The organism is Kineococcus sp. GCM10028916 (genome assembly GCF_042674865.1).
Lineage (GTDB): Bacteria > Actinomycetota > Actinomycetes > Actinomycetales > Kineococcaceae > Kineococcus.
On sequence record NZ_JBHTFM010000016.1, the window covers coordinates 113,843 to 139,700 of the forward strand.

The following is a 25,858-nucleotide window of genomic DNA, read 5'->3' on the forward strand; positions in this document are numbered from 1 at the left end:
CCACCCGCACGAACCCCCCACGAACTCCCGCCGACCCTCCAGGAGCTCCTGTGCCCGTCGCCTCGCCGCGCCGCCCCTCGTTCCGGGCCGCTGCCCTCCTCCTCGCCGTCGGCCTGTCCGCGACCCTCACCGCCTGCAGCAGTTCCGACGCCTCGACCGGTGGTGGTTCCGGCGACGTCGACCAGGCCGGGGTGACCGCGGCCGCGGCCGCGGTCAAGGCCGCCAGCGTCGACCCGACGTTCACCCTCGACGCCCCGGCGTTCGCGATGTCCGGCATCAAGGGCAAGAAGATCTTCAACATCCCGAACTCCAGCGCGATCCCCTACATCCAGGCCGTCGACGACGAGAGCGCGACGATCGCCGAGAAGTACGGAGCCACCTGGGTGGAGTACACCAACCAGGGCACCCCCACCGAGCACAGCGCCGGGATCGACCAGGCCATCAGCCAGGGCGCGGACCTCATCGTGCTCGCGCAGGGCATCAACGCCGACCTGCTGACCCCGGCCCTGCAACGGGCCAAGACCGCGGGCATTCCGGTCATCGTGACCCACACCCAGCAGACGGGGACGACGTTCAGCGCCACCTCGGCGCCCCTGATCGCGGCCCAGGTCACGGCCCCGTTCAACGAGGCCGCCGCCCTCATCGCGAACTGGTCCATCGCCGACTCCGGGGGTTCGGTCGACGCCGTCATCATCACCTCCCAGGAGGTGCCGCCCTCCAACGGCATGGTCGAGGCGATGCAGGCCACGCTGAAGGAGAACTGCCCCTCCTGCACGAGCAAGGTCGTCAACGTCCCGACCACCGACTGGGCGACGAAGATCTCCAGCGAGGTCCAGACCGCCCTGCAGTCCGACCCAGAGGTGAACTACGTCCTGCCGATCTACGACTCCATGTCGATCTACGCGCAGCAGGGCATCACCGCGGCCGGGAAGACCGGCCAGGTCCAGATGGCCTCGTTCAACGGGACCCCCGACCTGCTGAAGCTCATCCAGGACGGCGACGTCATGGCGATGGACGTCGGCGAGAACATCTCCTGGCTGGCCTACTCGACGTTGGACCAGGCCGGGCGCGTCCTGACCGGGGCCCCGATCGTCGAGGACGGCGACGAGGGCACCCCGCTGAAGGTCTTCACCGACGACAACGTCGCCGAGACGGGCACCCCGCCGGCCGCCGGCACCGGCTACGGCGACGCCTACGTCGCGGGGTACGAGGCGCTCTGGGGCCGACCGTGACAGCCGCCCCCGCCATCCGGCTGACCGGGCTGAGCAAGACCTTCGGCGGCCACCGCGCCCTGGACGACGTCAGCCTGGAGATCCCCGCCGGGACCGTCCACGGGCTCTTGGGGGAGAACGGGTCGGGCAAGTCGACCCTCATCAAGGTCCTCACCGGGGTCTACGAGCCGGACGCCGGAGCGGTCCTGGAGGTGGGGGGCCGCCCCGCCCCCCTGCCGCTGGCCCCGGGGGCCTTCCGGGCGCTCGGGATCAGCGTCGTGCACCAGGACCTCGGGTTGCTGCCCGAGCTGTCCGTGGCCGAGAACATGCGCATCGCCCAGGGGATCGCCACCCGTCGCGCGGTGGTCTCCTGGCGGACCGAACGCCGACTCGCGGGCGAGACCCTGCGCCGGCACGGCCTCGACATCGACCCGGCCGCCGCGGTCGCCACCCTCAGCGACACCGAACGGGCGCTGGTGGCGATCCTCCGCGCGGTCGACGAGCTCGGGGACTCCCGCACGCTGCTGATCCTCGACGAGCCCACGGTCTTCCTCCCCCGCGAGGGCACCGACCTGCTGTTCCGGGTCGTGCGCGACCTCGTCGCGGACGGCCGGACCTCGGTCCTGCTGGTCTCCCACGACCTCACCGAGGTCCTGGAGCACACCGCCCGGGTCACCGTCCTGCGCGACGGTCGCCTGGCGGGGACGGTGGACTCGGCCACGACGGACCCGGTCGGTCTCACCGAGCTGATCGTGGGCGCCGACCTGGCCGCGGCCCTGCGCAAGCGCGCCGACGCGGACGCACCGGGTCCGCAGCCGGGCCCGGTCCCGGGGCAGGGCCTGGTCCAGGTCGCCCGCCTGGTCGCGCCGCGCCTGCACGGGGTGTCCTTCGACGTCGGACGCGGCGAGGTCCTCGGGCTCACCGGGTTGGCCGGTTCCGGCTACGACGAGGTCCTCCCCGCGCTCTACGGGGCCGCGGACGACGTCTCCGGAGACCTCCTCGTCGACCGCGACGCCCTCCAGCTCTCGTCCCTGACCCCCGCCCGGGCCCTCGGCGCGGGGATCGTCCTGGTCCCCGCCGACCGTCGCCGTGACGGCGGCATCGCCGAGGAGTCGGTGGAGCGGAACATGACGATGCCGGTCATGACGACGCTGGGATCGCGGTTCCGCCTCGACCGCCGCGCCCTGCAGCGCCGGGCCCAGGAGCTGTCCCGGCGCTACGACGTGCGGCCCTTCGACCCGGGCAAGGCGTTCGGGACCCTCTCCGGCGGCAACCAGCAGAAGGCCGTCCTGGCCAAGTGGTTGCAGATCGACCCGCGGGTCGTCCTGCTCGCCGAACCGACCCAGGGGATCGACGTGGGCGCCAAGGCCTTCGTCTTCGACCTGCTGCGCCAGGCCGCCGAGCGGGGCGCCTCGATCCTGCTCGCCAGCTCCGACTACGAGCAGCTCGCCACGGTCTGCGACCGCGTCCTGGTCCTGGCCCGCGGCCACGTGGTCGCCGAACTGAGCGGCGCCGACCTGACCCAGGCCACGCTGTCCGACCGCGTCCTGTCCAGCACCCGGCTGCTGGACACCCACTTCCCCGTCCCCACCCAGACCAGGGAGGCCTCGTGAGCACGAGCACCCGCACCGCCACGTCCACCGACCCCACCACGGAGGCCGGTGTGCGGAGCCGGTGGCGACTGGCTCCGCACGCCGAGCGGTTCGCCCTCATCGGCGTCTGGGTCGTCGTCCTGGTGGTGTTCTCCCTCGCCCGGCCGCAGACCTACCCGACCGCCGGGAACCTGCAGGGCGTCCTGGGTTCCCAGGCGGTCCTGCTGGTCGCCTCCCTCGGTGTCCTGCTCCCCCTCATCACCGGGGAGTTCGACCTCTCGGTCGCCTCCGCGCTGGGTCTGTCCTCCATGGTCACGGCCGTCATGAACGTCCAGCACGGCTGGAGCATCGGTGCGGCGGTGCTGGCCGGGGTCGCCTCCGCGCTCTGCGTGGGCATCGTCAACGCCCTCGGCGTCGTCGTGTTCGGGATCCCGTCGTTCATCGTGACGCTCGGGTCCGGCACCTTCGCGCTCGGCGTCGTGCAGTGGATCTCGGGGCAGTCCACGGTGACCGGGATCGACCCCCACCTCGTCCAGGCGACCGTCGGTACGCGACTGCTGGGGGTGCCGCTGCAGTTCTTCTACGGTCTCGCCGCCGCGGTCCTGCTCGCCGCGCTCCTGGAGTTCACCCCCCTGGGACGACGTCTGCTCTTCGTCGGTCGTTCCCCGCAGGTCGCGAAGCTGTCCGGCTTCGACGTCCCGCGCCTGCGGGCGGGGGCGTTCCTCGGGTGCTCGACCATCGCCGGTCTCGCCGGTGTCGTCTACGCCGGGACCCTCGGCGGCGCCGACCCGTCCTCGGCGCAGTCGTTCCTGCTGCCGGCCTTCGCCGCGGCCTACCTCGGCGCGACCGCGATCGTCCCGGGCCAGTTCAACCCCCTCGGCACGGTCGTCGCCGTGTACTTCCTCTCCTCCGGGGTCGTCGGTCTGCAGATGCTGGGCGCGCAGAGCTTCGTCCAGCAGCTCTTCTACGGCGGGGCGCTGGTCGTGGCCGTCGGCCTCTCCCGCTACGTCCGCCACCGCGCGACCCGCTGAGGCCCCACCCCACGACGAAGGGCCCCGCACCGGATTCCGGTGCGGGGCCCTTCGTCGTGAGCTCGATCAAGCGGTGGGACGTCGTGCGGTGGGACTCAGTGAGCGTGCTCGCCCTTGTAGTACTCGAAGACCCAGCCGACGATCATCGGCACGGAGATGACGACCCCGATGAACCAGAGCCACCAGCCGACCGCGACCCCGAAGAAGGTCACCGCCCCACCGGCGGAGAGGAACAGCGGCCACCAGGAGTGCGGGGAGAACATGCCCTGCTCGCCCGCGCCTTCGCTGATGTCGGCCCGGGGGTTGTCCTCGGGACGCTCGTCGATGCGCCGTGCGGTGATGGTCAGGTAGGTACCGACCAGCAGGGCGAGACCACCGGTGAGCAGCAGGGCGATGAAGCCGACCCACTCCGTCCACTGGGTGAGCATCCCGTAGACGAACGCGACGGGGACGAAGAACAGGATCCCACCGGAGAACAGCCAGGTTTCGGGTTTCATCGTCAGCGGCCTTCCGTCACGTCTTCACGGCCACGGCGGTCGGAGCCGCCGTACACCGCGTCCAGCAGGTTGCCGCCGCCGTCGTGGATGTCGTGCGCGGCGATCTCGGGGTGGTGCAGGTCGAACGCCGGACGCTCCGAGCGGATCCGGGGCAGCGAGGTGAAGTTGTGCCGCGGCGGCGGGCAGGACGTCGCCCACTCCAGCGAAGCGCCGTAGCCCCAGGGGTCGTCCACGGTGACCTGCTCGCCGTGGCGGGCGGTGCGGTAGACGTTCCAGAGGAAGGGCAGGAACGACAGGCCCAGGATGAACGACCCGATGGTGGAGATCTGGTTCATGGTGGTGAACCCCTCACCCGGCAGGTAGTCCGCGTAGCGACGCGGCATCCCGGCCGCACCCAGCCAGTGCTGGATGAGGAACGTCGTGTGGAACCCGACGAACAACAGCCAGAAGTGCAGCTTGCCCCAGCCCTCGTGCAGCATCTTCCCGGTCAGCTTCGGCCACCAGAAGTAGAAGCCGGCGAACATCGCGAAGACGACGGTCCCGAAGACGACGTAGTGGAAGTGCGCCACGACGAAGTAGGAGTCGGAGAGCTGGAAGTCCAGCGGCGGCGCGGAGAGGATGACGCCGGTCAGACCACCGAAGAGGAAGGTGATGAGGAAGCCGACGGCCCAGAGCATCGGGGTGTCGAAGGTCAGCGACCCGCGCCACATCGTGCCGATCCAGTTGAAGAACTTCACGCCCGTCGGGACCGCGATGAGCATCGTCATGAACGAGAAGAACGGCAGCAGGACCTTGCCGGTCACGTACATGTGGTGCGCCCACACCGTCACCGAGAGGCCGGCGATGGAGATCGTCGCGAAGACGAGACCCTTGTAGCCGAAGACGGGCTTGCGGCTGAACACGGGGAAGATCTCGGTCACGATCCCGAAGAACGGCAACGCGATGATGTAGACCTCCGGGTGCCCGAAGAACCAGAACAGGTGCTGCCAGAGGATCGGCCCGCCGTTCGCGGCCTCGAAGACGTGGGCCCCGAGGATGCGGTCCGCGGCCAGCGCGAGCAGCGCGGCGGCCAGCACCGGGAACGCCATGAGGACCAGCACGCTGGTGATGAGGGTGTTCCAGGTGAAGATCGGCATCCGGAACATCGTCATGCCGGGAGCGCGCATGCAGATGATCGTGGTGATGAAGTTGACCGCACCGAGGATCGTCCCGAACCCGGAGAACGCCAGGCCCATGACCCAGAGGTTCCCGCCCAGACCGGGCGAGTGGACGACGTCGCTCAGCGGCGCGTAGGCGAACCACCCGAAGGAGGCGGCGCCGCCGGGGGTGACGAAACCGGCCGCGGCGGTGAGACCGCCGAAGAGGAAGAGCCAGTACGCGAACATGTTCAACCGCGGGAAGGCGACGTCCGGCGCACCGATCTGCAGCGGCATGATCGCGTTCGCGAAGGCGGAGAACAGCGGCGTCGCGAACAGCAGCAGCATGATCGTGCCGTGCATCGTGAACGCCTGGTTGTACTCGTTCTTGGTGTTGAACACCTGCATGCCGGGCTCGAAGAGCTCCGCACGGATGAGCAGCGCCATGATCCCGGCGAGCAGGAACCAGATGAACGCGGTGATGAAGTACAGGTTGCCGATGACCTTGTGGTCGGTGCTGGAGAGCCAGCCGGCGATGACCGCGCCACGACGGCGCGGGATGACCTGCCCCAGGGGCTGGCGCGTGGTGACGCGCGCTGCCGTCCCGGGCAGGTTGAAGCTCTCAGCAGCCATCAGCCGTTGTTCCCGTCACTGGTCTTGTCCTTCGCGGTCTCAGGGGCCTCGCCGACGGAGTCGGCCTGGACACCTGCGAGCTCCTCGGCGCCGGCGAGGGTCGTCGGCAGCGAGCCGGTCTGACCCGCGGCGTCGAGGTCGTCGAGGTGCTGCTGGTACTCCTCCGCCGAGACGACCTTGACGTTGAAGAGCATCTCGGAGTGGTACTCACCGCAGAGCTCGGCGCACTTGCCCTTGAAGGTCCCCTCCTTGGTGGGGGTGACCTGGAAGGCGTTCGGGCTGCCCGGGATGAGGTCCATCTTCATGAGGAACGCCGGGACCCAGAACGAGTGGATGACGTCGCGGGAGTACAGGTCGAAGCGGACCGTCTCGTTGACGGGCAGGTACAGCGTCGGGAGCTCGTCCTCGACGCTGGCCTCACCCGAGAGGTCGGCCTGACGACCGGTGTCGTAGACGCCCGGCTTGGAGTTGTCCTCGAGGTAGTTGAAGTCCCAGGACCACTTCTTGCCCACGACCTGGATCGTGACGTCCGGGGCCTTCTTCGTGTCGAGGATCGTCTGCTGGTCGCGCGCCACGTAGTAGAAGAGGACACCGACCATCATCACGGGGACGATCGTGTAGAGGATCTCGATCGGCATGTTGTAGCGGACCTGCGGCGGCATCTCCGGGTCGTTCTTGCGACGCCGGTAGGCCACGACGCACCAGATCGTCAGGGCCCAGACCAGGACGCCGACCGCCAGGGCGGCGATCCACGACCCGTCCCAGAGCTTGGAGATCCGGTCGGTCATGTCCGTGGCGCCGATGCTGGCGTCCGGCAGGAAGAAGTTGCTCGCCGAAGCGTCCGGCCAGTCGCCGGCGCAGCCGGACAGCAGCAGGGCCGCACCACCGGTGAGGGCGCCTGCCAGCAGTGCCTTGGGGGGACGGCGACGACGTGTCGCGCCCGAGTCTCGCGTGCCCAACGTCGGCCTTCCCACGGTTCGTGCGGTGAACGGGGACGTTTCGTGCTCCCGACGCGTTGGTCTTGAGCAGAGCCGTCCTTTGGTGAGGAGACTACCCCTTGTCGTAGTCGATGGGCCGATCGGGGCGTGCCGCGTCGTGCACCTCGTCGCGGGGCACCCCCGCAGCGGTGAACGCACGGGGCACGGGCAGCGGCAGGGCATCGCCGAGGAGGCGCAGGTAGGCCGGACGGTCGACCTCCTCCACCCCCAGGGTGGCCAGGTGGTCGGTGCGCCACTGCACGTCGACGAGGCGACCCGGGACGCCGTCGGCGGTCATCAGCTGCGCCAGCGCCACCACCGCCGCCTTGGAGGCGTCGGTGACGCGGTGGAACTTCGACTCCGCCGCGAAGAGCCCGCCGATGCTGAGGCCGTAGAGACCGCCGGCGAGCTCCCCGTCGAGGAAGACCTCGACGGAGTGCGCCCAGCCCAGCCGGTGCAGCCGGGCGTAGGCCCGGGCCACCTCCCGGGTGATCCAGGCTCCGCTGCGTCCGGGGTCGGCGCAGCCGGCGACGACCTCCTCGAAGGCGGTGTCGACGCGCACCTCGAAGCGGCGCGACGAGCGGCGCAACGACCGGGACACGTGGACCCGCTCGGGGACGAGGAGGCCACGGGGATCCGGCGACCACCAGCCGACCGGCCCGGTGCCGCCGCCCCCCAGACCCATCGGGAAGAACCCGTGCCGGTAGGCCTCGAGGAGGGTCGCCGGGGAGAGGTCCCCACCCGCGGCGACGAGGTCCTCCCCCGCCTCGACGGCGAGGTCGGCGAACCCGAAGGGGGCCGGACCCGGGTCCCGGCGTCGGCGACCTTGCGGCCCCTCGGGCAGGGGTACCCCCCAGACGCAGTCGGCCCCCGCACCGGTGGGTGCGGGGGCCGACGGGTGCAGTGCGGGGTGCTGCGGATCAGCTGAAGGAGTCACCGCAGGCGCAGCTGCTCCCGGCGTTGGGGTTGTCGATCGTGAAGCCCTGCTTCTCGATCGTGTCCGCGAAGTCGATGGTGGCGCCCTCGAGGTAGGGGGTGCTCATCTTGTCCACGACGACCTCGACGCCGTCGAAGTCGCGCAGCGCGTCCCCGTCCAGCGTGCGCTCGTCGAAGTAGAGCTGGTAGATGAGGCCCGAGCAGCCACCGGGCTGGACGGCGATGCGCAGACGCAGGTCGTCGCGGCCCTCCTGCTCGAGCAGCGTGCGGACCTTCGTCGCGGCCACGTCGGTCAGCAGGACCCCGTGGCTCGCACCCGTCGACCCGGTGGTGGTCGTGTCGGTGGTCGTGGTCATGAGCATCGTCTCCAGATTCGCTCGCGGGGCCTTGCCGTGCAGTCCTCGTCAGGAACGGCGCGGTGACCGCGGATGTTCCCTCCCCCGAGGTTACGTCGCCGCGGAGAGACCGTCGAGCAGGAGCACCTCGCCGAGGCACGCGTGGGTGAAGTCCGCCAGGTGCAGCGACTCGTCGGCCCCGTGGGCCCGGGAGTCGGGGTCCTCGACCCCGGTGACCAGGATCGCGGCGCCGGGGTAGAGCGCGGCGAGGTCGGCGACGAACGGGATGGACCCGCCCATGCCCATCTCGACCGTCGGTGCGCCGTAGGCCTCGGCGAAGGCGGCCCGGGCCACGTCGTGCGCCGTGGAGGTGGTGTCGGCGGAGAACGCCTGTCCCTCCTCACCGTCGGCGACGGTGACCCGCGCCCCGAACGGGGCGTTGGCCAGGAGGTGGCGCCGCAGGGCCGTCATCGCCGCCGACGGGTCCTGACCCGGGGCGATGCGCATGCTGATCTTGGCCCGGGCGGAGGGGACCAGGGTGTTGCTGGCCCGGTCCACCGGGGTGGCGTCCAGGCCGATGACGGCGATGGCGGGCTTCGTCCAGAGCCGTTGCGCGATCGTCCCCGTCCCCGCGAGGTGGACCTGCGGCAGCACGCCGGCGTCGGAGCGGAACATCTCCTCCGTGAGGTCGACGTCGGGGGCGGAGGTGGTGAGCAGCCCCTTCACCGCCACGTCGCCGTTCTCGTCGTGCAGCGTCGCGAGCAGACGGGCCAGGCTGGTGAGGGCGTCGAGCACCGGCCCGCCGTTGACCCCGGAGTGCACGGCGTGGGTGAGCACGTCGACGGTGACGTCGCAGTCGACGAGACCGCGCAGGGTGGTGGTGATCGCCGGGATCCCGATCCGCCAGTTGCCGGAGTCCGCGACGACGATGACGTCCGCGGCCAGCGCCTCGCGGTGCTGGGCGAGGAAGGCGCCGAAGGTCGGCGAGCCGATCTCCTCCTCCCCCTCCAGGAAGACGGTCACGCCGACCCCGTCCTCGGGGCCCCACAGCGGCAGCAGCGTGCGCAGGGCGTGGACGTGGGCCATCACCCCGGCCTTGTCGTCGGCGGCGCCGCGGCCGTAGAGGCGTCCGTCCCGTTCCGTCGGCTCGAAGGCGGGCGAGGACCAGGCGGTCTCCTCCCCCGGCGGCTGCACGTCGTGGTGGGCGTAGAGCAGGACGGTCGGGGCACCGGCCGGGGCCGGGCGGTGCGCGATCACGGCGGGGTTGGACTCCAGGTCCCCCTCGGGCGTCGCGGCGTACGCCGTCACGATCTCCACGCTCGGCATCCCGGCGGCGCGCAGCAGCTCCGCGGTGGCCTGCGCGCTGGCGGTGACGTGCGCGGCGTCGAAGGCGCGCGCCGAGACGCTGGGGATGCGCACGAGGGCCTCGAGGTCGGCGCGGGTGGCGTCGTCCTGGGCGCTCGAGGCGGCCCGCAGGGCGGCGGTGCGGTCGGGTCCGGGGGATGGCAGCGTGAGGTCCGTCACGACCGCGACGCTACACAGGCCCCACCGCCGCAGGAGGAGGTGGAGGTCGTGCGCGGTGACGTACCCTCGGTCTCGTGTTCGGACGCTCGAAGGAGAAGCCAGCCGCCTCGACCCAGGTCGTCGAGGGGTCGCTCGTCGAGCTGACCAAGGAGGGCGGCAAGGGCCGTCCCACACCGAAGCGCAGCGAGGCCCGCGCCCGCAACGCCCGCCCCCTGGTCCCCACCGACCGCAAGGCCGCGCAGAAGCTGAGCCGCGAGGCCCAGCGCGAACAGCGCGCCAAGATGCAGACCGCGTTGCTCACGGGCGACGAGCGCTACCTGCCGGTGCGCGACCGCGGAGCCCAGAAGCGCTTCGTCCGCGACGTCGTCGACGCCCGTCGCAACGTCGGTGAGTACTTCCTCATCATCGCCGGTGCCTCGCTGATCCTCTCGATGATCGCCCAGCCGCTGGGTTCCGCGCAGCTCCTGCTCGGCACCACGCTGCTCATCTACCTGATGCTGGCCGTCGTGATCATCGACAGCGTCCTGCTGGGCCGCAAGGTGTCCCGTGCGGTCAAGGCCCGGTTCCCCGAGCCCGAGCGCGGTCTCGTCTCCTACGGCGTCACCCGTGCGCTGCAGATCCGCCGGATGCGCCGACCGGTGCCGATGGTGGACCGCGGCGCCCTCCCCCGCTGACCGGAGCCGCACCGTGACCCACTCCCGCGCCGTCCGCTGGACGACCGCGGCGGCCCTGGCCGTCGCCATCCTCATCATCGTGACCGGCGGGATCGTCCGGGTCTCCGGCTCCGGGCTCGGCTGCCCGACCTGGCCGCGCTGCACCGCCGACTCCTTCACCTCCGCCGCCGCCTCGACGGGCATCCACGGCGCGATCGAGTTCGGCAACCGGCTCCTCACCACGGTCATCTGCATCGCCGTCGGGGCCGTGATCATCGCCTGCCTGCTGCAGCGGCCGCGTCACCGCGCGCTGCTCTGGTCCGGCTGGGGGCAGTTCCTCGGGGTCGTCCTCAACGCCGTCGTCGGGGGGATCACCGTCCTCACCGGGCTGAACCCCTACATCGTGGCCGCCCACTTCGTCGCCGCCATCGCCCTGCTCGTCTCCGCGACGGTCAGCTACGACATCGCCCACCGCGCGGTGATCCCCGCACCGGCCGAGACGACCCGCCGGCTGGCTCGCGGGCTGGTCGTGGTGACCGGGGTCGTCGTGGTGCTGGGCACGATCGTCACCGGGTCCGGGCCGCACCCCGGTGACAGCGCCGAGATCCACCGCATCCCGGCGAGCTGGACGGCCGTCACGGTCGTGCACGGGATCTCGGCCGTCCTCGCGCTGGTGCTCGCGGCCGTCGTGGTCGTCGTGGCGAAGCGTGCCGGGGACGACCTGGTCCGACGTCGCGCGACGATCCTGCTGGTCCTCTTCGTCCTCCAGGCCGGCCTCGGGACCTACCAGAGCCTCGACGGCCTCCCGGGGGTCGCGGTGGTCCTGCACCTCCTCGGTGCCGCGCTCACCGCGTCCGGTGCGACGCGCGTGCTGCTGGCCGCCCGCAGCTCCACGATGGACCGACTCGCCCCCGAGGCCCTCGCCGTCTGAGCGCCCACAGGTTAGGTTCGCGACCATGGAGTTCCGACACCTCGGTCGCAGCGGACTGAAGATCTCAGAGATCACCTTTGGCAACTGGCTCACCCACGGCTCCCAGGTCGAGAACGATGCGGCGATCGCGTGCGTCCACGCCGCGCTCGACGCGGGCATCTCGACGTTCGACACGGCTGACGTCTACGCGAACACGGCCGCCGAGACGGTCCTGGGCATCGCGCTCAAGGGCCAGCGCCGGGAGAGCCTGGAGATCCTGACGAAGGTCTTCTTCCCGACCGGCCCCAAGGGCCACAACGATTCAGGCCTGTCCCGCAAGCACATCCACGAGTCCATCGACGGGTCGCTCAAGCGGCTCGGCACCGACCACGTCGACGTCTACCAGGCTCACCGCTGGGACGTCTCGACCCCGGTCGAGGAGACGATGCAGGCCTTCGCCGACGTCGTCCGCGCCGGCAAGGCGCTCTACATCGGCGTGAGCGAGTGGACCGCCGACCAGCTCCGCCAGGGCCACGCGCTGGCGAAGGACCTGGGTTTCCAGCTCGTCTCCAACCAGCCGCAGTACTCCGCGCTCTACCGCGTGATCGAGGAGGAGGTCGTCCCGACCTCGCGTGAGCTGGGCATCTCCCAGGTCGTGTTCTCCCCCATCGCCCAGGGCGTGCTGACCGGCAAGTACACCCCCGGTGGCGCGCCGCCCGAGGGCAGCCGGGCCACCGACGAGAAGGGTGGCAAGCAGATGATCAGCCGCTGGATGCGCGACGACGTGCTGTCGCGGGTCCAGGAGCTGAAGTCGGTGGCGAGCGAGCTGCAGCTCTCGATGGCCCAGCTGGCCGTCGCGTGGGTGCTGCAGAACGACAACGTCGCGGCCGCGATCATCGGCGCCTCGCGTCCGGAGCAGGTGCACGAGAACGTCAAGGCCTCCGGCGTGACGATCCCGGCGGAGCTGCTCCAGAAGATCGACGCCGCCCTCGGCGAGGTCGTCGAGCGCGACCCCGCCCGCACCGCCGCGACCGCCCCCACGTCTCGCCCGTCCTGACCCCCGACCGTGATCTTGCTGGGTCTCCCAGCAAGATCACGGTTCGTCAGTCGACGGGGCGGAGCGACAGCGGGCCGTAGACCTCGGCGCCGTCCGCCCACAGGTGGGCGTTCTCGACGCCGCGGGCGCGCAGCTCACGCCACGACTCACCGATCCACACCTCGGCGTCGGACTGCGTCGGGAACACCGTCTCGTCACCGTCGAGGGGACGACCCTCGACGTCCTCGTACTTCCAAGTCCACTGCGTCGGTCTCACCTTCGCGAACCTACTCGACCCGGTGCCGGGCCGCGCTGGCGTCGTGCGCGCCGTGCTGGTGCGCGGCGCGGCGGCGCAGGTCGACGATCGCCAGCACGAGCGCGAGCACGACGAGTCCCAGCGAGACGCGCAGCCCGTCGGAGAGCGCCTCGCCGAAGACCTCCTGCGAGCGCGGACCCGCGGCGACGGTGGAGAAGAAGATCGCGGTCGTGGCCGCGACCCCGATGGCCGAGCCCACGCGCTGTCCCGTCTGCAGGACCCCGCCCGCGACCCCGGCGACGCTGCGCGGCACCTCGGCCAACGTCAGCGTCTGGTTCGGGGAGATCACGAGCCCGCTGCCGGCCCCCGCGACCGCGAGGCACGCCGACAGGGCGAGAGCACCGGCGGTGCCCTGCAGGGCGGCGGACACCACGTCGGCCCCGGCCAGCCCGAGCGCCACGACGACGAGCCCGACGACGACGACCGGCCGACCGCGCCGGTTCACCTGGCGCCCCCCGACCTGGGCGAAGATCGCGGACATCACTGCGAAGGGCGTCTGCACCAGCCCGGCCTGCAGCGGTGAGAACCCCAGCCCGGTCTGCAGGTAGAGCGTGACGACGAGGAAGATCCCGGTGAACCCGGCGAAGTAGGCGATCCCCACGAGGGCTCCCCCGGTGAAGGACGCCGTGCGCACCAGCTCACCGGCCACGACCGGGTCGCGACCGCGCTTGCCCTCCCAGCGTTCCCAGGCGACGAACGCGGCGAGCAGCACCGCACCCGGCAGCAGGAACCACCAGCGGGCGGGTGAGTCCCCCTGGCCGGTGGTGAGGACGAAGGGCAGCATGCCGAACACCGTGGCCACGGCCAGCAGCAGCAACCCCGGGACGTCGAGGTGGAGCTTGGAGCGGGCCCGCGACCGGTCGCGGCCGGGCAGCCACTTCCACGCCAGCGGCAGCAGCACGATCCCGATGGGGACGTTCACCAGGAAGACCCCCCGCCAGCCCTCGGCCTCGCCGAACACCGCGAGGATCCCGCCGCCGAGCAGCGGCCCGATGGCGGTGGAGAGCCCGATGGTGGTTCCGAACAGCCCGAAGGCCTTGCCCCGCTCGGCGCCGGAGAACAGCTCCTGGATGAGGGCGAGGACCTGGGGGTTGACCAGCCCGGCCGTCACCCCCTGCGCGAGACGGACGATCGAGAGCGCCGTCGCGGACTGGACGAGCCCGGCCCCCGCGCTGGTGAGGACGAACCCGGCGAGACCCACGACGAAGAGCAGCCGCCGGGAGTAGAGGTCGCCGACGCGCCCGGCGGGGACGAGGACCAGGCCGAAGGCGAGGGCGTAGCCGGCGACGATCCACTGGATCTGGCTGGATCCCGCCCCCAGGGACGTCTCGATCGAGGGCAGCGCGACGTTCACGATGGAGACGTCGAGGAGGGTCATGAACCCGACGGCGAGGCAGACCCCGAGGGCACGCCAGCGGTTCGGATCGGGTGCCGCGTCGGAGGAGGAGGGCCCGTCGGAGGAAGCGGAGGGTCGTCGGGCCAGGTCGGTCACGGGTCCGACCCTCACCCGCGTCCGCGGGTGGCACAACTCAGAACCGCTTGTCGCCCTCACGACGGGTGCGGCTGGCGGCCAGTTCGCCCAGGACGCGCCGCGCCCAGCCCGGGCCCTCGTAGATGAACGCGGTGTAGGCCTGCACGAGCGAGGCGCCGGCGTCGAGGCGTTCCTGGACGTCCGCGGCCGTCTCGATCCCCCCCACGCTGATGAGCACGAGGCGCCCGTGGGTGCGCGCGGCGAGCCGGCGCAGCACCTCGACCGAACGTTCCTTCAGCGGGGCACCGGAGAGACCGCCCCCACCTGCGGCGGCGACGAGCGCTGCGCCGGAACGCAGTCCCTCGCGCGAGATCGTGGTGTTCGTGGCGACGATCCCGTCGAGCTCCTCCTCCAGGGCGAGGTCGGCGACGGCGTCGACGTCGGCGTCGGAGAGGTCGGGGGCGATCTTCACCAGGAGCGGGACGTGGCGGTGGGCGGCGGCGTCGGCGGCCTCGCGCACGGAGCGCAGCACCGGCCGGAGCTTCTCGACGGCCTGGAGGTCACGCAGACCCGGCGTGTTCGGAGAGGAGACGTTGACGACGAGGTAGTCGGCGTAGGGGGCGAGGAGGCGCGCCGAGACCGCGTAGTCGGAGGCGGCGTCGGCCTCGGCCACGACCTTGCTCTTGCCGATGTTCACCCCGATCACGACGGGGTGCACGGGCGGGACGGCCCGCACCTGGCGCAACCGCCGCGCCACGACCTCGGCGCCGGCGTTGTTGAAACCCATCCGGTTCACGACGGCCCGGTCGGCGACGAGCCGGTGCAGACGGGGCCTGGGGTTCCCCGGCTGCGGCAGGGCCGTCACGGTCCCGATCTCGACGCAGGAGAACCCGAAGTTGCCGAGCGCCGCGATCCCCGTGGCGTTCTTGTCGAACCCGGCGGCCAACCCCAGCGGGGTCGGGAAGTCGAGGCCGAAGACCGTCGTGCGCAACCGCGGGTCCGGTTCGACGAAGACACGGCGCAGCACCTGCGAGGCAACGGGAACGCGGCTCGCGACCCGCATCCCGGCGAAGGCCCAGCGGTGGGCGTCCTCGGCGTCGATGCGCGTCAGCAGGTGTCGGTACACCGTCTTGTAGGCGCGTCCCGATCCAGCCACCACGTCCTGCACTCCCCCGGTCGTCACGCTGCGTTCGAGCACCACGGCCGCCGTCCCCGGCGGCCGTGGTGCCTCACGATAGACGGTGGATCAGCTGATCGAGGACGTCCGGGTCTCGCGCAACAGCGACAGCGCGACGAGGCTGACGACGGCCGTGCCGGCCAGGTAGAACCCGACCCAACCGACACCGTGGGCCGCGGCCAGCTTCACCGCGGTGTACGGCGCGAGGGAGGCACCGAGGATGCTGCCGCAGTTGAAGGCCAGCGAGGCCCCGGTGTAGCGGACGTTGGTCGGGAAGAGCTCGGGCAGGTACGCCCCGATCGGACCGAACACCAGGCCCATGAAGAACAACCCGGCGCACAACCACACCATGACCAGCGCGGTGCTGCCGGAACCCAGCAGCGGACCGGTGAGCAGTCCCACGACCGCGCCGCCGACCATCGCGGTGGCCAGGACCGGACGACGACCGAAGCGGTCGGAGAGGATCCCGGAGAGCGGGGTGGCTGCGGCCATGAAGAGCACGGCGACGCAGAGCATCAGCAGGAAGTCGTGACGGGAGTAGGCCAGCGCCTTGGTGCCGTAGCTCAGCGACCAGGTCGTGGTGAGGTAGAAGAGGGTGTAGGTCAGCATCACCGAGAACGCGCCGAGGACGACGATGCGCCAGCTGCTGCGGAAGGTCTCCGCGACCGGGACGCGCACCTGGCGGTTCTCCGACAGCGCCTTGGCGAAGATCGGCGTCTCGGCCAGGCTGAGCCGGATCCACAGGCCCAGGACCACGAGCACGGCGCTGAGCAGGAACGGCACCCGCCAGCCCCACGCGGTGAACGTCGCGTCGCTCATGGTGGAGGACAGGACGATGAACAGCGTGTTGGCGATGATGAAGCCGAGCGGCGCACCGAGCTGCGGGAACATCCCGTAGAGCGCACGACGGTTCGCCGGGGCGTTCTCCGTCGCGAGCAGCGCCGCGCCGCCCCACTCCCCGCCCAGGCCGAAACCCTGTCCGAAGCGCAGGACGCAGAGCAGGACGGGAGCGAGGGTCCCGGCGCTCGCGTGCGTCGGCAGGACGCCGATGAGCACCGTCGAGATGCCCATGACGAGCAGCGCGGCGACGAGCGTCGTCTTGCGGCCGATCCGGTCCCCGAAGTGGCCGAACACGACGGAGCCGATGGGGCGCGCGACGAAGGCGATCGCGAAGGACGCCAGCGACGCCAGCGCGGCGGCGGTGTCGTTGTCGGAGGGGAAGAAGAGCTGCGGGAAGACGAGGACGGCGGCCGTCGCGTAGACGTAGAAGTCGTAGAACTCGATCGTGGTGCCGATGAGGCTGGCGGCGGCGACCTTCCCCGTGGGGTTGGTCGGCGGCGCGGCCCGGGTGGTGCTGAGGTCGGCGGGACCCATGAGTGGAAACCTTCGGACGACGGGTGGGTGCGGGGGCCGTTCCCAGGGTTCGTCCTGGCGGGCGCGTGACACCCGGAGTCGCTCAACCGGGGTCGCCGTCGTCGTTCCGGGTGTGACGCAGATCCTACGCCCCAGCTGTGAGGCATCCAACGAGCGAGACGACCGTCTCACTCCGTGAGATAGACGACCTCCTGGTGCTCGATGCTGCCGTGCACCGCGTCCACGGTGGTGCAGGTCTCGACCGCGTCCCACGGGTCGACGGGGACGGGACCCTGCCCGCGCACCGCGGCCGCGAACCCGGCGTAGAAGTCGGGCCAGCGGCCGGCCTCGCTGGGCACCCGGTGCACCGCGCCACCCCCGGGGGCGAGCCACCCCCAGCGACTCGCGGGTTCCGCGCCCCACGCCGCGCCCTCGGAGGACGGTGTCCGGCCCGAGAGGAGGACCTCCTCCTGGACGTCCATCGGGGACTCGACGACGAAGCTTCCCCGGGTGCCCGTCACGCGGTAGCGCGGTCCCGGCAGGGCCTGCTTCCACGACCCGGACAGTTCGCTGCGCACCCCACCGACGTGCTCGATCTGGATCCGGAAGTCGTCCTCGCTCCCCTTCACGCCCCGGGCTTGCGCGTTCACGCTGCGCGCCGGCCCGAAGAGGTGCAGCGCCTGGTCGACGAGGTGCGCCCCGAAGTCGCGCACCAGGCCACCCCCGGCCGCCGGCGGGTCGCCCGCGGACCACCGTTCGAAGGAGGACTCGAAGCGCACCACGTCCCCGAGCTCCCCCTCGGCCAGCACGCGCTGCAGGGTCAGGAAGTCGGAGTCCCAGCGCCGGTTCTGGTACGGCGCCAGCAGCACCCCGGCGGCCTCCGCGCGCTGCACCGTCTCGATCGCGCTCCGGGCGTCGAGGGCGAAGGGCTTGTCGCAGACCACGGGCAGACCCAGGTCGATCGCCTGGTTCGTCAGGTCCGTGTGCGTCGCCGCCGGGGTGGAGATCGCGACCGCGTCCACGCCCAGGTCCTTCGCCGCGGCGAGCGATCCGGCGACCTCGACCCCGTGCTCGGCCTTCGCCTGCGCCGCCCGTTCGGGGTCGGAGGTCACGACGACCCCCAGCCGGGCCCCGGGGGCGCCCGCGATGATCGGGGCGTGGAAGAAGCGCCCACCCCCGCCGTACCCGAGCAGGGCGAAGGTCACGGGTCCAGGGCGGGTGTCGGCGTCGCTCACGCGGGCTACCGTAGCCACCCGTCGTCCGCGAGGACCGGGGAGACCGGGAACCTCCCGCTCAGAGCCGGCACAAACGGGACCGGACGAGGAAGCGCACCCCGTCCGGCGCCTCGAGCGAGAACCCGGCCCCGCGCCCGGGGACGAGGTCGATGGTCAGTTCGGTGTGGGCCCAGCGCAGGTGCTGCTCCTTCGACATCCACACCCCGACGGTGAACGCCTCGGAAGCCTCCTCGGCCGGGATCTCGAGGTTCCCGAGGAACTCGTCCGCGTCGGAGAGGATGAAGTCGCCGTCGGGGAAGCACATCGGGGAACTGCCGTCGCAGCAGCCCCCCGACTGGTGGAACATCAGCTCCCCGTGCCGGGCGCGGAGGCGGCGCAACTGCGCCGCCGCCTCCGCCGTCAGTCCTACCGGCACGTCCTCACCCCCGCTCCGCAGCGAACCGGCCCCGGACACGGGCGCCGGGCGGTTCGTCCTGCAGGGTCATCGTCGGACTCCTTCTCGTCGGGAGGGGCGAACGCGGGCGGTGGCTCAGAAGAAGCCGAGCTTGCTCGTGGAGTAGCTGACGAGGAGGTTCTTCGTCTGCTGGTAGTGGTCGAGCATCATCTTGTGGTTCTCCCGCCCGATGCCCGAGCTCTTGTACCCGCCGAACGCGGCGTGCGCGGGGTAGGCGTGGTAGTTGTTCGTCCACACCCGCCCGGCCTGGATCCCCCGACCCATGCGGTAGGCGAGGTGGATGTCGCGGGACCACACCCCGGCCCCGAGACCGTAGAGGGTGTCGTTGGCGATCTTCAGCGCGTCGTCCGGGCCCTCGAAGCGGGTCACCGAGACCACGGGCCCGAAGATCTCCTCCTGGAAGATGCGCATCGAGTTGTCGCCCTCGAAGATCGTCGGGTTCACGTAGTACCCACCGGCGAGGTCGCCCCCGAGGTCGGCCCGGTCGCCGCCGATGAGGAGCTTGGCGCCCTCCTGCTTGCCGATGTCGATGTAGGAGAGGATCTTCTCGAGCTGGTCGTTGCTGGCCTGGGCGCCGATCATCGTCTCGGTGTCCAGCGGGTTCCCCTGCTTGATGGCCCGGGTGCGTTCCACGGCATCGGCCAGGAACGACTCGTAGATCCCGTTCTGGATCAGGGCGCGCGACGGGCAGGTGCAGACCTCGCCCTGGTTGAGGGCGAACATCGTGAAACCCTCGAGGGACTTGTCGTAGAAGTCGTCGTGCGCGCTCGCCACGTCGTCGAAGAAGATGTTCGGGCTCTTGCCGCCCAGTTCCAGCGTGACCGGGATGAGGTTCTGGCTCGCGTACTGCATGATCAGGCGGCCGGTGGTCGTCTCACCGGTGAAGGCGATCTTGCGGATGCGCGGGTTGCTGGCGAGGGGTTTCCCGGCCTCGGCCCCGAACCCGTTGACGACGTTCACCACCCCCGGCGGCAGCAGGTCGCCGATGAGGTCCATCAGGAACATGATCGAGGCCGGGGTCTGTTCCGCCGGCTTCAGGACGACGCAGTTGCCCGCCGCGAGCGCCGGGGCCAGCTTCCAGATCGCCATCAGCAGCGGGAAGTTCCAGGGGATGATCTGCCCGACGACGCCGAGGGGTTCGTGGAAGTGGTAGGCGACGGTGTCCTCGTCGATCTGCGAGATCCCGCCCTCCTGGGCGCGGACGACGCCCGCGAAGTACCGCAGGTGGTCCACGACGAGCGGGATGTCGGCGGCGAGGCACTCGCGGACGGGTTTGCCGTTGTCCCAGGTCTCGGCGACGGCGATCTTCTCGAGGTTGGCCTCGATGCGGTCGGCGATCCGGTTCAGGACGAGGGCACGTTCGGCGACCGAGGTGCGGCCCCAGGCGGGGGCCGCGGCGTGGGCGGCGTCGAGGGCCCGTTCGACGTCGGCCGCGGTGCCGCGGGCCACCTCGGTGAAGGTCTGCCCGTTCACGGGGCTGGGGTTCTCGAAGTAGCCGCCCTCGGCGGGCGCCACGCGTTCGCCACCGATCCAGTGGTCGTAGCGGTCGGCGTACTCAACCACGCTGCCGGTGCGTCCGGGGGCTTCGTAGACCGTCATGGAGACCTCCGTGGTGAAGGAGAACAGCGACTGCTCCGTCGCTGCCCGCCAGAGTGCGCCGTGCTGCGTTGCAACCCCGTTGCAGGCGGGGCTCACCCGCGGAGGCGGACCTCCCGGGCCAGCGCCTCGGCCCGCCCGGGGTCCCCGGGGGCGAGGCGTCGGACGAGGTCGTGGGCCACGACGGGGTCGTCGCGACCGATGCCGGTCCGGGAGAACTCCAGCAGGGCCTGGTCGTCCTCCCCCTCGAGGACGGCGGCGCGCAGCCCGGCGCGCAGTTCCTCGCGCAGTTCCCGGATCCCGGGGGCGTCGGAGGCGGGCAGCAGGTCACCGGTCCAGCCCCGGACCGCGTCCCGCACCCGGCCGGCCCGCAGCGCGTCCCGGACCTCGAGGGCGTCGCAGCCGAGCGGTCCGACCAGCCGGTAGGGCGCGGGCGACAGCGCGACGAGACCACGGGTGCGTTCCCCGAGCACCGAACGCAGCCGGTGCACCTCGGCGCGCACCGACACGGGGGCGAGGTGGCGTTCGTCGAGCTCGGCGGCCAGCCGGGCCGCGGACTGCCCACCCTCCGGGCCGGTGAGCAGCGTGAGCAGGATCTCGCTGTGGCGCAACGACAACGAGCGGACGTCGGCGGCGACCCCGAGGTGCGCGGCGGCCCCCAGCACCGACAGCCGGAGAGCGGGGGGCGGGAGCGCGACGGGCATCCCCCCGAGGCCCCGGCGCAGCGCGGAGACCCGCAGCTCCCCCTCGAGCGCCCCGACGGCGGCGCGCACGAACTGCAGGGCCCGTTCCCGGCCGAGGTCGTCCCCGCCGGTGAGGTCGAGGACGCCGAGCACCTCCCCGGAGGAGGGGTCGCGCACCGGGGCGGCGGAGCAGCTCCAGCGGGAGACGGCCGTCGCGTAGTGCTCCTCGGCCCGGACCCGGACGGGACGGCCGAGGGCGAGGGCCGTCCCCGGGGCGTTGAGGCCGGCGACGTCCTCGCTCCAGCGCGCCCCGGCGGTGAAGGCCATCTGTTCGGCCGCCCGGCGCAGTCCCGGGTCGCCCTCGACCCACAGCAACGTCCCGTCGACGTCGCTGACGGCCATCAGGACGGGCACCCCGAGCGGTTCCTCGAGCAGCAACCGGCGGGCGGTGGGCAGGACACCGGCGAGGGGGTGGGCGTCGCGACGCTCGAGCAGGTCGGTCCCCTCGAGCAGAACCGGGGGCAGGACGCGGTCGGGGTCGAGGCCGGTGCTGCGCGCTCGCCACCACGAGGAGGACACGACGTCGCGGGCACCGGGCAACGGCGTCCCCGCGGGACCGCTCTCGCAGGACGCCAGCCAGTCCTCGCGCGATCGGGACAACCGTGCCGACACCCGCTCGTCCCTCCCCCTCGGGCCCTCCGTCGGACCCGGGTGGGAGAACGGTAGGCCGGGCGGCGACGAGCGACAAGGGACGGCCCGCCCGCCGGGGCGCCCGGGGGTGCGACCATGCGGGGCACGCGGCCGTGCGCGGTTTCCGTGGCACGCTGCGAGACCCGTCCCACCCGTCCCACCCGTCCCCCGAGGAGCACCGATGACCGACGGCCCGCGGCCGTTGAACCTGCGTGAGATCGCCGAGGGTCTGCGCTCGCCGCACACCCCGCTCGCGCGCCCCCGGCTGGTGGCGCCGCTGCGTCCGGCCTCACGCGCCGACGGGCTGGCGTCCTGGCTCGCCGGGACGCAGGACCGTGACGTGCCGGCTCCGCTGGAGCGGGTGCGCCTGGTCGTCTTCGCGGGTGACCACGGTGTCGCCGCCCGGGGGATCTCCCGGCTGGAGCCGGGGTGGACGGCGCAGGCCGTGCGCGAACTCGTCGCCGGCCGGGGGGCCTTCGCCGCCCTCGCCGCGGCGGTCGGGGTCCCCGTGGCCGTGCACGCCCTGGGCGTGGACTGGGGCGAGCAGGGCCCCGACGGTGTGCCCGCCGCCGTGCTCGAGCACGCGCTCCGACCCTCCGGGGACATCGCCTCCGGGGACGCGCTGAGCGCCGAGGAGGTCGAGGTCGCGGTCCGTGCCGGGGCGGCGATCGCCGACGCCGAGGTCGACGCCGGGGTGGACCTGCTGCTGCTCGGGGACCTGGGCGCCGGGGCGACGACCGTCGCCGCGACGCTGGTGGCCGCCTGCCTGCGCAAGGGCGCGGTCGACGTGGTCGGGCGCGGCAGCGGTGTCGACGACGACGCGTGGATGCGCAAGACGGCCGCCGTGCGCGACGCCGTCCGCCGCTCGCGCAAGCTCGCGACCCGACCCACCGCCGTCCTGCAGGCCGTCGCGAGCGCCGACCTGGCCGCGGCGGTCGGGTTCCTGCTGCGGGCCGCGGCCCGCCGGACCCCGGTGCTGCTGGACGGGGTCGTCGGGGTCGCCGCCGCGCTGCTCGCCTCGCGCGGGGTGCCGGGGGCGGAGAAGTGGTGGCAGGTCGGCGCGGCGAGCGCGGAACCGGCGCAGGCCCTCGCCGCGGACCGGCTGAAGATGGTGCCGGTGCTGGACCTCGGTGCCGGTCGCGGGGGCGGGTCGGGCGCGCTCACCGCCCTCGGTGTGCTGCGGGCCGCGCAGGCCCTGGCCGCAGCGGACGAGGCGGCGCTCCCCCCGCTGCCCGACCCGGAACCCGAGCCGGAGCCCGAGCCCGAGCCGGAGGCCCCGGTTCAGGAGGCCGGAACCGTTTCGGTGGAACCCGTCGCGGTGGAACCCGTCGCGGTGGAACCCGTCGCGGTGGAACCCGTCGCGGTGGAACCCGTCGCGGTGGAACCCGTCGCGGAAGGACCCGCCGACCCGAACGATCGCCCGAACGTGTAGCCCCGCGCCGTCGCGGCGAGCTCCACCAACCCCGCGCGCCGGTAGAACGCGACGGCGCCGGGGTTGGCGCCCGACACCCCGAGGTGGACCCCCGGCGACCCGTCGGCCGCCAGCTGGGCGCAGACCCGCTCCACCAGCGCCCGACCGATCCCCTTGCCCTGCAACCGGGGCAGCAGGTCGACGTGCAGGTGCGAGGGATGCGTGGCCCAGACCGGCTCGGGGGCCACGCCGCCGTGGACGGTCCGCAACGGCCCGGCGTCGAAGCCCTGCACGTCCTCCGGGCGGGGGTAGCGCGCCCGCAGCGGCGGCCACCACTCCGCCTCGCGCCAGCGTTCGAACGCGGCGGTGTCCCGGCAGCCGAGGAGGTACCCGGCGACGCCGTCGGCGTCCTCGACGACGGTCCCGAACCGGGCCTCGTGGTGGGCGTACGGCGTCGCGTAGACGTCGGCGAGCAGTTCGGGGAAGGCCGTGCGCGCGCTCGCATCGCGACCCGCGTCACCGGTGCGCAGGCAGATCTCCTGCAGCGCGGGGACGTCGGCCACGCTGACCTGACGCCACCACAGGCCGGGGCGGAGCTCGTGCCGGCCGGCGCTGACGTCGGGGTCCGGGTGCGGCGCAGGTGGCTGGATCACGCCCCCACGTTAGGGTGCCGTGGTGTCGCGTCTCCTGCTCAGCAGCAAGTCCGTCAAGAGCGTCTCGGTCGACGCGCTGGTCCTGGGACTGGCTCCCGCGACCGGCAAGCGTCCCGGTGCCCCCGAGGTCCTGGGGGGTGACGACCTCCCTCGCGCGACGCGTTCCGCGCTGGCCGAGGCCGCCGTCGCCCTGGGCGCGAACGGCAAACCGGGTTCGGTGCACCTGGTCCCCGGGACGGCCGGGCTCGCGACGCCGTTGGTGGCGCTGGTCGGGGTCGGCGCCGCGCCGGACCACGAGACCCTGCGCCGCGCCGCGGGTCAGGCCGTGCGCGCCCTCGCCGGCAAGGGCCGGGTCGCGTTCGCGCTGCCCACCCCCGACGCGGCCACGCTGGCCGCCGTCGCCGAGGGCGCCGGGCTCGGTGCCTACGCCTTCACCCGGTACAAGGCCGCCGAGCGTGAACCGGTCGCCGAGGTCACGCTGCTGGTCGACAAGCCCCGCGACAAGACCTTCCGCGCCGCGGTCGAGCGGGCCGAGGTCCTCTCCCGGGCCGTCGCGACGGCTCGCGACCTCATCAACACGGCACCGGCCGACCTCGCACCGGCCGACCTCGCCGCGGCGGCGGTGCAGGCCGCGGCGGGAACCTCGCTCACCGTCCGCGTGCTGGACGAGCAGGCGCTGGCCGACGGCGGCTTCGGCGGCATCCTCGGCGTGGGCCAGGGGTCCTCGCGTCCCCCGCGCCTGGTCGTCGTGGAGCACGCACCGGCCAAGGCCAAGGGCCACCTCGCGTTCGTCGGCAAGGGCATCACCTTCGACTCCGGCGGTCTCTCGCTGAAGCCCGCGGGCGGCATGGAGACGATGAAGAGCGACATGTCCGGTGCCGCGGCCGTGCTGGCCGCGGTCCGGGCGGTCGCCGACCTGAAGCTCCCCGTCAAGGTCACCGGCTGGCTGGCCATCGCGGAGAACATGCCCTCCGGCACCGCGATCCGCCCCTCCGACGTGCTGACGATGCACGGCGGGACGACGGTGGAGGTCCTGAACACCGACGCCGAGGGGCGGCTCGTCCTCGGTGACGCGCTCGACGCCGCCTCGGCCGAACGTCCTGACGCCATCGTCGACGTGGCCACCCTGACCGGCGCCCAGGTCGTCGCCCTGGGGAACCGGGTCTCGGGGATCATGGGCAACGATGAGGAGTTCCGCAGCGCGGTCCTCGCCGCGGCCGAACGGGCCGGGGAGTCGTTCTGGCCCATGCCGTTGCCCGACGAGCTGCGGGCGACGCTGGACTCCCCCGTGGCCGACCTGGCCAACATCGGCGACCGGGCGGGCGGGATGCTCGTGGCGGCGGTCTTCCTGCGCGAGTTCGTCGGCGACTCCGCCGCGGGGACCGCGATCCCCTGGGCGCACCTGGACATCGCCGGTCCGGCCTTCGCCACGGGTGAGCCGTGGGGGTACACCCACCGCGGCGGGACGGGTGTCGCGGTGCGGACCCTGGTCGCGCTGGCCGAGGACCACGCCGGGCGCTGAGCCCGGCCGGGGCCCGGGACGCAGCTGCGGGGCCGTTCCCCGGAAAGGGGGTGCGGCCCGGGTCAGGCATTCCGGTGCTTCTCGGCCCGATCCTCGTCGTGAAACGTTCTGGGAACGGGAACCTCTGCGTCAGAGGCTGTTCACCGACGATTTCCATGATCGAAGATGCCGCGACCCATTGATCGAGTGATCATTTTCGAGACAGCTCGTGCACTCTCTGCAACTAGCTATATGCTCTCGGTGACGGCCTAGTTCGGGGGCGTCACCACGCCGACCGGTTCGGTACATCACAAAGCTCCCCGGTGTGCACCGGGGCACTCGTCACGGAGGCACCATGTCCAGCACCGCCACCCCGTCCCGCTCCTCCCGCCGCCTCGCGCGTCTCGCCGCGGGTCTCGCGGCCACCGCCGTCCTGGCCGGTGGCGGTCTGGCGTCGGCGGCCGTCGCGTCGGCTGCACCGTCCGCGACCCTCACGGCCGTCAAGGTGGCTCCCGGACTGAAGGCGACCTCGACGGTCGAGCGCAAGGAATCGGCCACCCAGCGCAAGGAATCCACGGTCGAGCGCAAGGAGTCCGCGACCCAGCGCAAGGAATCCACGGTCGCCCGCAAGGAATCGACCACCCAGCGCAAGGAATCCACGGTCGCCCGCAAGGAATCGACCACCCAGCGCAAGGAATCCACGGTCGCCCGCAAGGAGTCCGCGGTGGACCGCAAGGAATCGGTCACCTCCGAGAAGGAGCGCTGACCCGCTCCTCCAGACCGGCCGGTCCAGACGAACCGAACCCCCCGCACACAGCGCCTGCTCCCCCGGGACCGGGCGCTGTCG

Annotated in this window: 23 protein-coding genes and 1 pseudogene; 9 read left to right on the forward strand and 15 right to left on the reverse strand. The window is 72.2% G+C overall.

Annotation, left to right across the window (positions count from 1 at the left end; translation table 11 throughout):
- Positions 1-50 precede the first annotated feature (50 nt).
- From ACFQ46_RS14365 to ACFQ46_RS14375, 3 genes are read left to right on the forward strand one after another with little or no spacing between them, the layout of a single operon-like run.
- Positions 51-1,232 (forward strand): sugar ABC transporter substrate-binding protein, encoded by a 1,182-nt coding sequence (locus ACFQ46_RS14365; RefSeq protein WP_380260089.1) that lies wholly within the window; start codon positions 51-53, stop codon positions 1,230-1,232.
- Complete coding sequence (locus ACFQ46_RS14370) at positions 1,229-2,824, forward strand: sugar ABC transporter ATP-binding protein (protein WP_380260090.1); 1,596 nt, start codon at positions 1,229-1,231, stop codon at positions 2,822-2,824. Before ACFQ46_RS14365 ends, ACFQ46_RS14370 begins: the two co-directional genes overlap by 4 nt.
- The gene (locus ACFQ46_RS14375; protein ID WP_380260091.1) at positions 2,821-3,834 is read left to right on the forward strand and encodes an ABC transporter permease; all 1,014 of its coding nucleotides are present in this window, start codon (positions 2,821-2,823) and stop codon (positions 3,832-3,834) included. The genes ACFQ46_RS14370 and ACFQ46_RS14375 overlap by 4 nt, the downstream gene beginning before the upstream one ends.
- A 95-nt stretch (positions 3,835-3,929) precedes the next feature.
- Here ACFQ46_RS14375 and ACFQ46_RS14380 read toward each other — a convergent pair whose 3' ends face one another.
- The 6 genes from ACFQ46_RS14380 to ACFQ46_RS14405 form a co-directional block, all read right to left on the reverse strand.
- A complete protein-coding gene (locus ACFQ46_RS14380) occupies positions 3,930-4,331 on the reverse strand; it encodes a cytochrome c oxidase subunit 4 (protein WP_328295636.1) in 402 nt (133 codons plus the stop codon).
- Positions 4,332-4,333: 2 nt separating this feature from the next.
- Positions 4,334-6,100, reverse strand: coding sequence for a cytochrome c oxidase subunit I (ctaD, locus tag ACFQ46_RS14385; protein ID WP_328295635.1), 1,767 nt, complete (start codon positions 6,098-6,100; stop codon positions 4,334-4,336).
- The gene (gene coxB / locus ACFQ46_RS14390) at positions 6,100-7,059 is read right to left on the reverse strand and encodes a cytochrome c oxidase subunit II (protein WP_380260092.1); all 960 of its coding nucleotides are present in this window, start codon (positions 7,057-7,059) and stop codon (positions 6,100-6,102) included. Before coxB ends, ctaD begins: the two co-directional genes overlap by 1 nt.
- 91 nt (positions 7,060-7,150) lie before the next feature.
- The gene (gene aat / locus ACFQ46_RS14395) at positions 7,151-8,014 is read right to left on the reverse strand and encodes a leucyl/phenylalanyl-tRNA--protein transferase (protein WP_380260093.1); all 864 of its coding nucleotides are present in this window, start codon (positions 8,012-8,014) and stop codon (positions 7,151-7,153) included.
- On the reverse strand, positions 7,998-8,369 hold the full coding sequence (locus ACFQ46_RS14400) for an iron-sulfur cluster assembly accessory protein (protein ID WP_328295632.1): 372 nt from the start codon (positions 8,367-8,369) through the stop codon (positions 7,998-8,000). Before ACFQ46_RS14400 ends, aat begins: the two co-directional genes overlap by 17 nt.
- A gap of 90 nt (positions 8,370-8,459) precedes the next feature.
- A complete protein-coding gene (locus ACFQ46_RS14405) occupies positions 8,460-9,872 on the reverse strand; it encodes a dipeptidase (protein WP_380260094.1) in 1,413 nt (470 codons plus the stop codon).
- Between the two features lie 74 nt (positions 9,873-9,946).
- Between ACFQ46_RS14405 and ACFQ46_RS14410 the strand changes: the two genes are divergently transcribed.
- From ACFQ46_RS14410 to ACFQ46_RS14420, 3 genes are read left to right on the forward strand one after another with little or no spacing between them, the layout of a single operon-like run.
- Complete coding sequence (locus tag ACFQ46_RS14410; protein ID WP_380260095.1) at positions 9,947-10,546, forward strand: DUF3043 domain-containing protein; 600 nt, start codon at positions 9,947-9,949, stop codon at positions 10,544-10,546.
- A gap of 13 nt (positions 10,547-10,559) precedes the next feature.
- Entirely contained in the window at positions 10,560-11,456 is an 897-nt protein-coding gene (locus ACFQ46_RS14415; protein ID WP_380260096.1) for a heme A synthase, read from the forward strand.
- Between the two features lie 25 nt (positions 11,457-11,481).
- Entirely contained in the window at positions 11,482-12,492 is a 1,011-nt protein-coding gene (locus ACFQ46_RS14420; RefSeq protein WP_380260097.1) for an aldo/keto reductase family protein, read from the forward strand.
- 46 nt (positions 12,493-12,538) lie between these two features.
- On the opposite strand, the gene ACFQ46_RS14425 is transcribed toward ACFQ46_RS14420, so the two are convergent.
- The 8 genes from ACFQ46_RS14425 to ACFQ46_RS14460 form a co-directional block, all read right to left on the reverse strand.
- A complete protein-coding gene (locus ACFQ46_RS14425; protein WP_380260098.1) occupies positions 12,539-12,748 on the reverse strand; it encodes a hypothetical protein in 210 nt (69 codons plus the stop codon).
- Positions 12,749-12,758: 10 nt separating this feature from the next.
- Complete coding sequence (locus ACFQ46_RS14430) at positions 12,759-14,279, reverse strand: MFS transporter (protein WP_380260099.1); 1,521 nt, start codon at positions 14,277-14,279, stop codon at positions 12,759-12,761.
- 37 nt (positions 14,280-14,316) lie between these two features.
- Positions 14,317-15,417 (reverse strand): quinone-dependent dihydroorotate dehydrogenase, encoded by a 1,101-nt coding sequence (locus ACFQ46_RS14435; protein WP_380260435.1) that lies wholly within the window; start codon positions 15,415-15,417, stop codon positions 14,317-14,319.
- Between the two features lie 87 nt (positions 15,418-15,504).
- Positions 15,505-16,809 carry an MFS transporter gene (locus ACFQ46_RS14440; protein WP_380260100.1) on the reverse strand — a complete coding sequence of 435 codons (1,305 nt, stop codon included), beginning with the start codon at positions 16,807-16,809 and terminating at the stop codon, positions 15,505-15,507.
- Positions 16,810-16,976: 167 nt separating this feature from the next.
- The gene (locus tag ACFQ46_RS14445; protein ID WP_380260101.1) at positions 16,977-18,023 is read right to left on the reverse strand and encodes a Gfo/Idh/MocA family oxidoreductase; all 1,047 of its coding nucleotides are present in this window, start codon (positions 18,021-18,023) and stop codon (positions 16,977-16,979) included.
- Between the two features lie 58 nt (positions 18,024-18,081).
- A complete protein-coding gene (locus tag ACFQ46_RS14450) occupies positions 18,082-18,438 on the reverse strand; it encodes a DUF779 domain-containing protein (RefSeq protein WP_380260102.1) in 357 nt (118 codons plus the stop codon).
- Between the two features lie 114 nt (positions 18,439-18,552).
- Positions 18,553-20,076 carry an aldehyde dehydrogenase family protein gene (locus tag ACFQ46_RS14455; RefSeq protein WP_380260103.1) on the reverse strand — a complete coding sequence of 508 codons (1,524 nt, stop codon included), beginning with the start codon at positions 20,074-20,076 and terminating at the stop codon, positions 18,553-18,555.
- A gap of 92 nt (positions 20,077-20,168) precedes the next feature.
- The gene (locus tag ACFQ46_RS14460) at positions 20,169-21,428 is read right to left on the reverse strand and encodes a GAF domain-containing protein (protein ID WP_380260104.1); all 1,260 of its coding nucleotides are present in this window, start codon (positions 21,426-21,428) and stop codon (positions 20,169-20,171) included.
- A gap of 199 nt (positions 21,429-21,627) precedes the next feature.
- On the opposite strand from ACFQ46_RS14460, the gene ACFQ46_RS14465 reads away from it, so the two are divergent.
- Positions 21,628-22,878: a nicotinate-nucleotide--dimethylbenzimidazole phosphoribosyltransferase gene (locus ACFQ46_RS14465; protein WP_380260105.1), complete on the forward strand. Its 1,251-nt coding sequence runs from the start codon at positions 21,628-21,630 to the stop codon at positions 22,876-22,878.
- A 29-nt stretch (positions 22,879-22,907) separates the two neighbouring features.
- On the opposite strand, the pseudogene ACFQ46_RS14470 reads toward ACFQ46_RS14465, so the two are convergent.
- Positions 22,908-23,510 (reverse strand): annotated as a pseudogene (locus ACFQ46_RS14470) (GNAT family N-acetyltransferase); the annotation flags it as partial.
- 22 nt (positions 23,511-23,532) lie between these two features.
- Here ACFQ46_RS14470 and ACFQ46_RS14475 point away from each other — a divergent pair.
- Positions 23,533-25,032, forward strand: coding sequence for a leucyl aminopeptidase (locus ACFQ46_RS14475; protein ID WP_380260106.1), 1,500 nt, complete (start codon positions 23,533-23,535; stop codon positions 25,030-25,032).
- 334 nt (positions 25,033-25,366) lie between these two features.
- Positions 25,367-25,777, forward strand: a complete 411-nt coding sequence (locus ACFQ46_RS14480) for a hypothetical protein (RefSeq protein ID WP_380260107.1) — start codon at positions 25,367-25,369, stop codon at positions 25,775-25,777.
- The last annotated feature ends 81 nt before the right edge of the window (positions 25,778-25,858 follow it).

Bases quoted from the DNA above. Each gene is read 5' to 3' on its own strand.
- ACFQ46_RS14400 (WP_328295632.1), bottom strand. From the start codon at position 8,369: ATGACCACGACCACCGACACGACCACCACCGGGTCGACGGGTGCGAGC.
- ACFQ46_RS14480 (WP_380260107.1), top strand. From the start codon at position 25,367: ATGTCCAGCACCGCCACCCCGTCCCGCTCCTCCCGCCGCCTCGCGCGT.
- ACFQ46_RS14440 (WP_380260100.1), bottom strand. From the start codon at position 16,809: ATGGGTCCCGCCGACCTCAGCACCACCCGGGCCGCGCCGCCGACCAAC.
- ACFQ46_RS14380 (WP_328295636.1), bottom strand. From the start codon at position 4,331: ATGAAACCCGAAACCTGGCTGTTCTCCGGTGGGATCCTGTTCTTCGTC.
- ctaD (WP_328295635.1), bottom strand. From the start codon at position 6,100: ATGGCTGCTGAGAGCTTCAACCTGCCCGGGACGGCAGCGCGCGTCACC.
- ACFQ46_RS14420 (WP_380260097.1), top strand. From the start codon at position 11,482: ATGGAGTTCCGACACCTCGGTCGCAGCGGACTGAAGATCTCAGAGATC.
- ACFQ46_RS14465 (WP_380260105.1), top strand. From the start codon at position 21,628: ATGACCGACGGCCCGCGGCCGTTGAACCTGCGTGAGATCGCCGAGGGT.
- ACFQ46_RS14455 (WP_380260103.1), bottom strand. From the start codon at position 20,076: ATGACGGTCTACGAAGCCCCCGGACGCACCGGCAGCGTGGTTGAGTAC.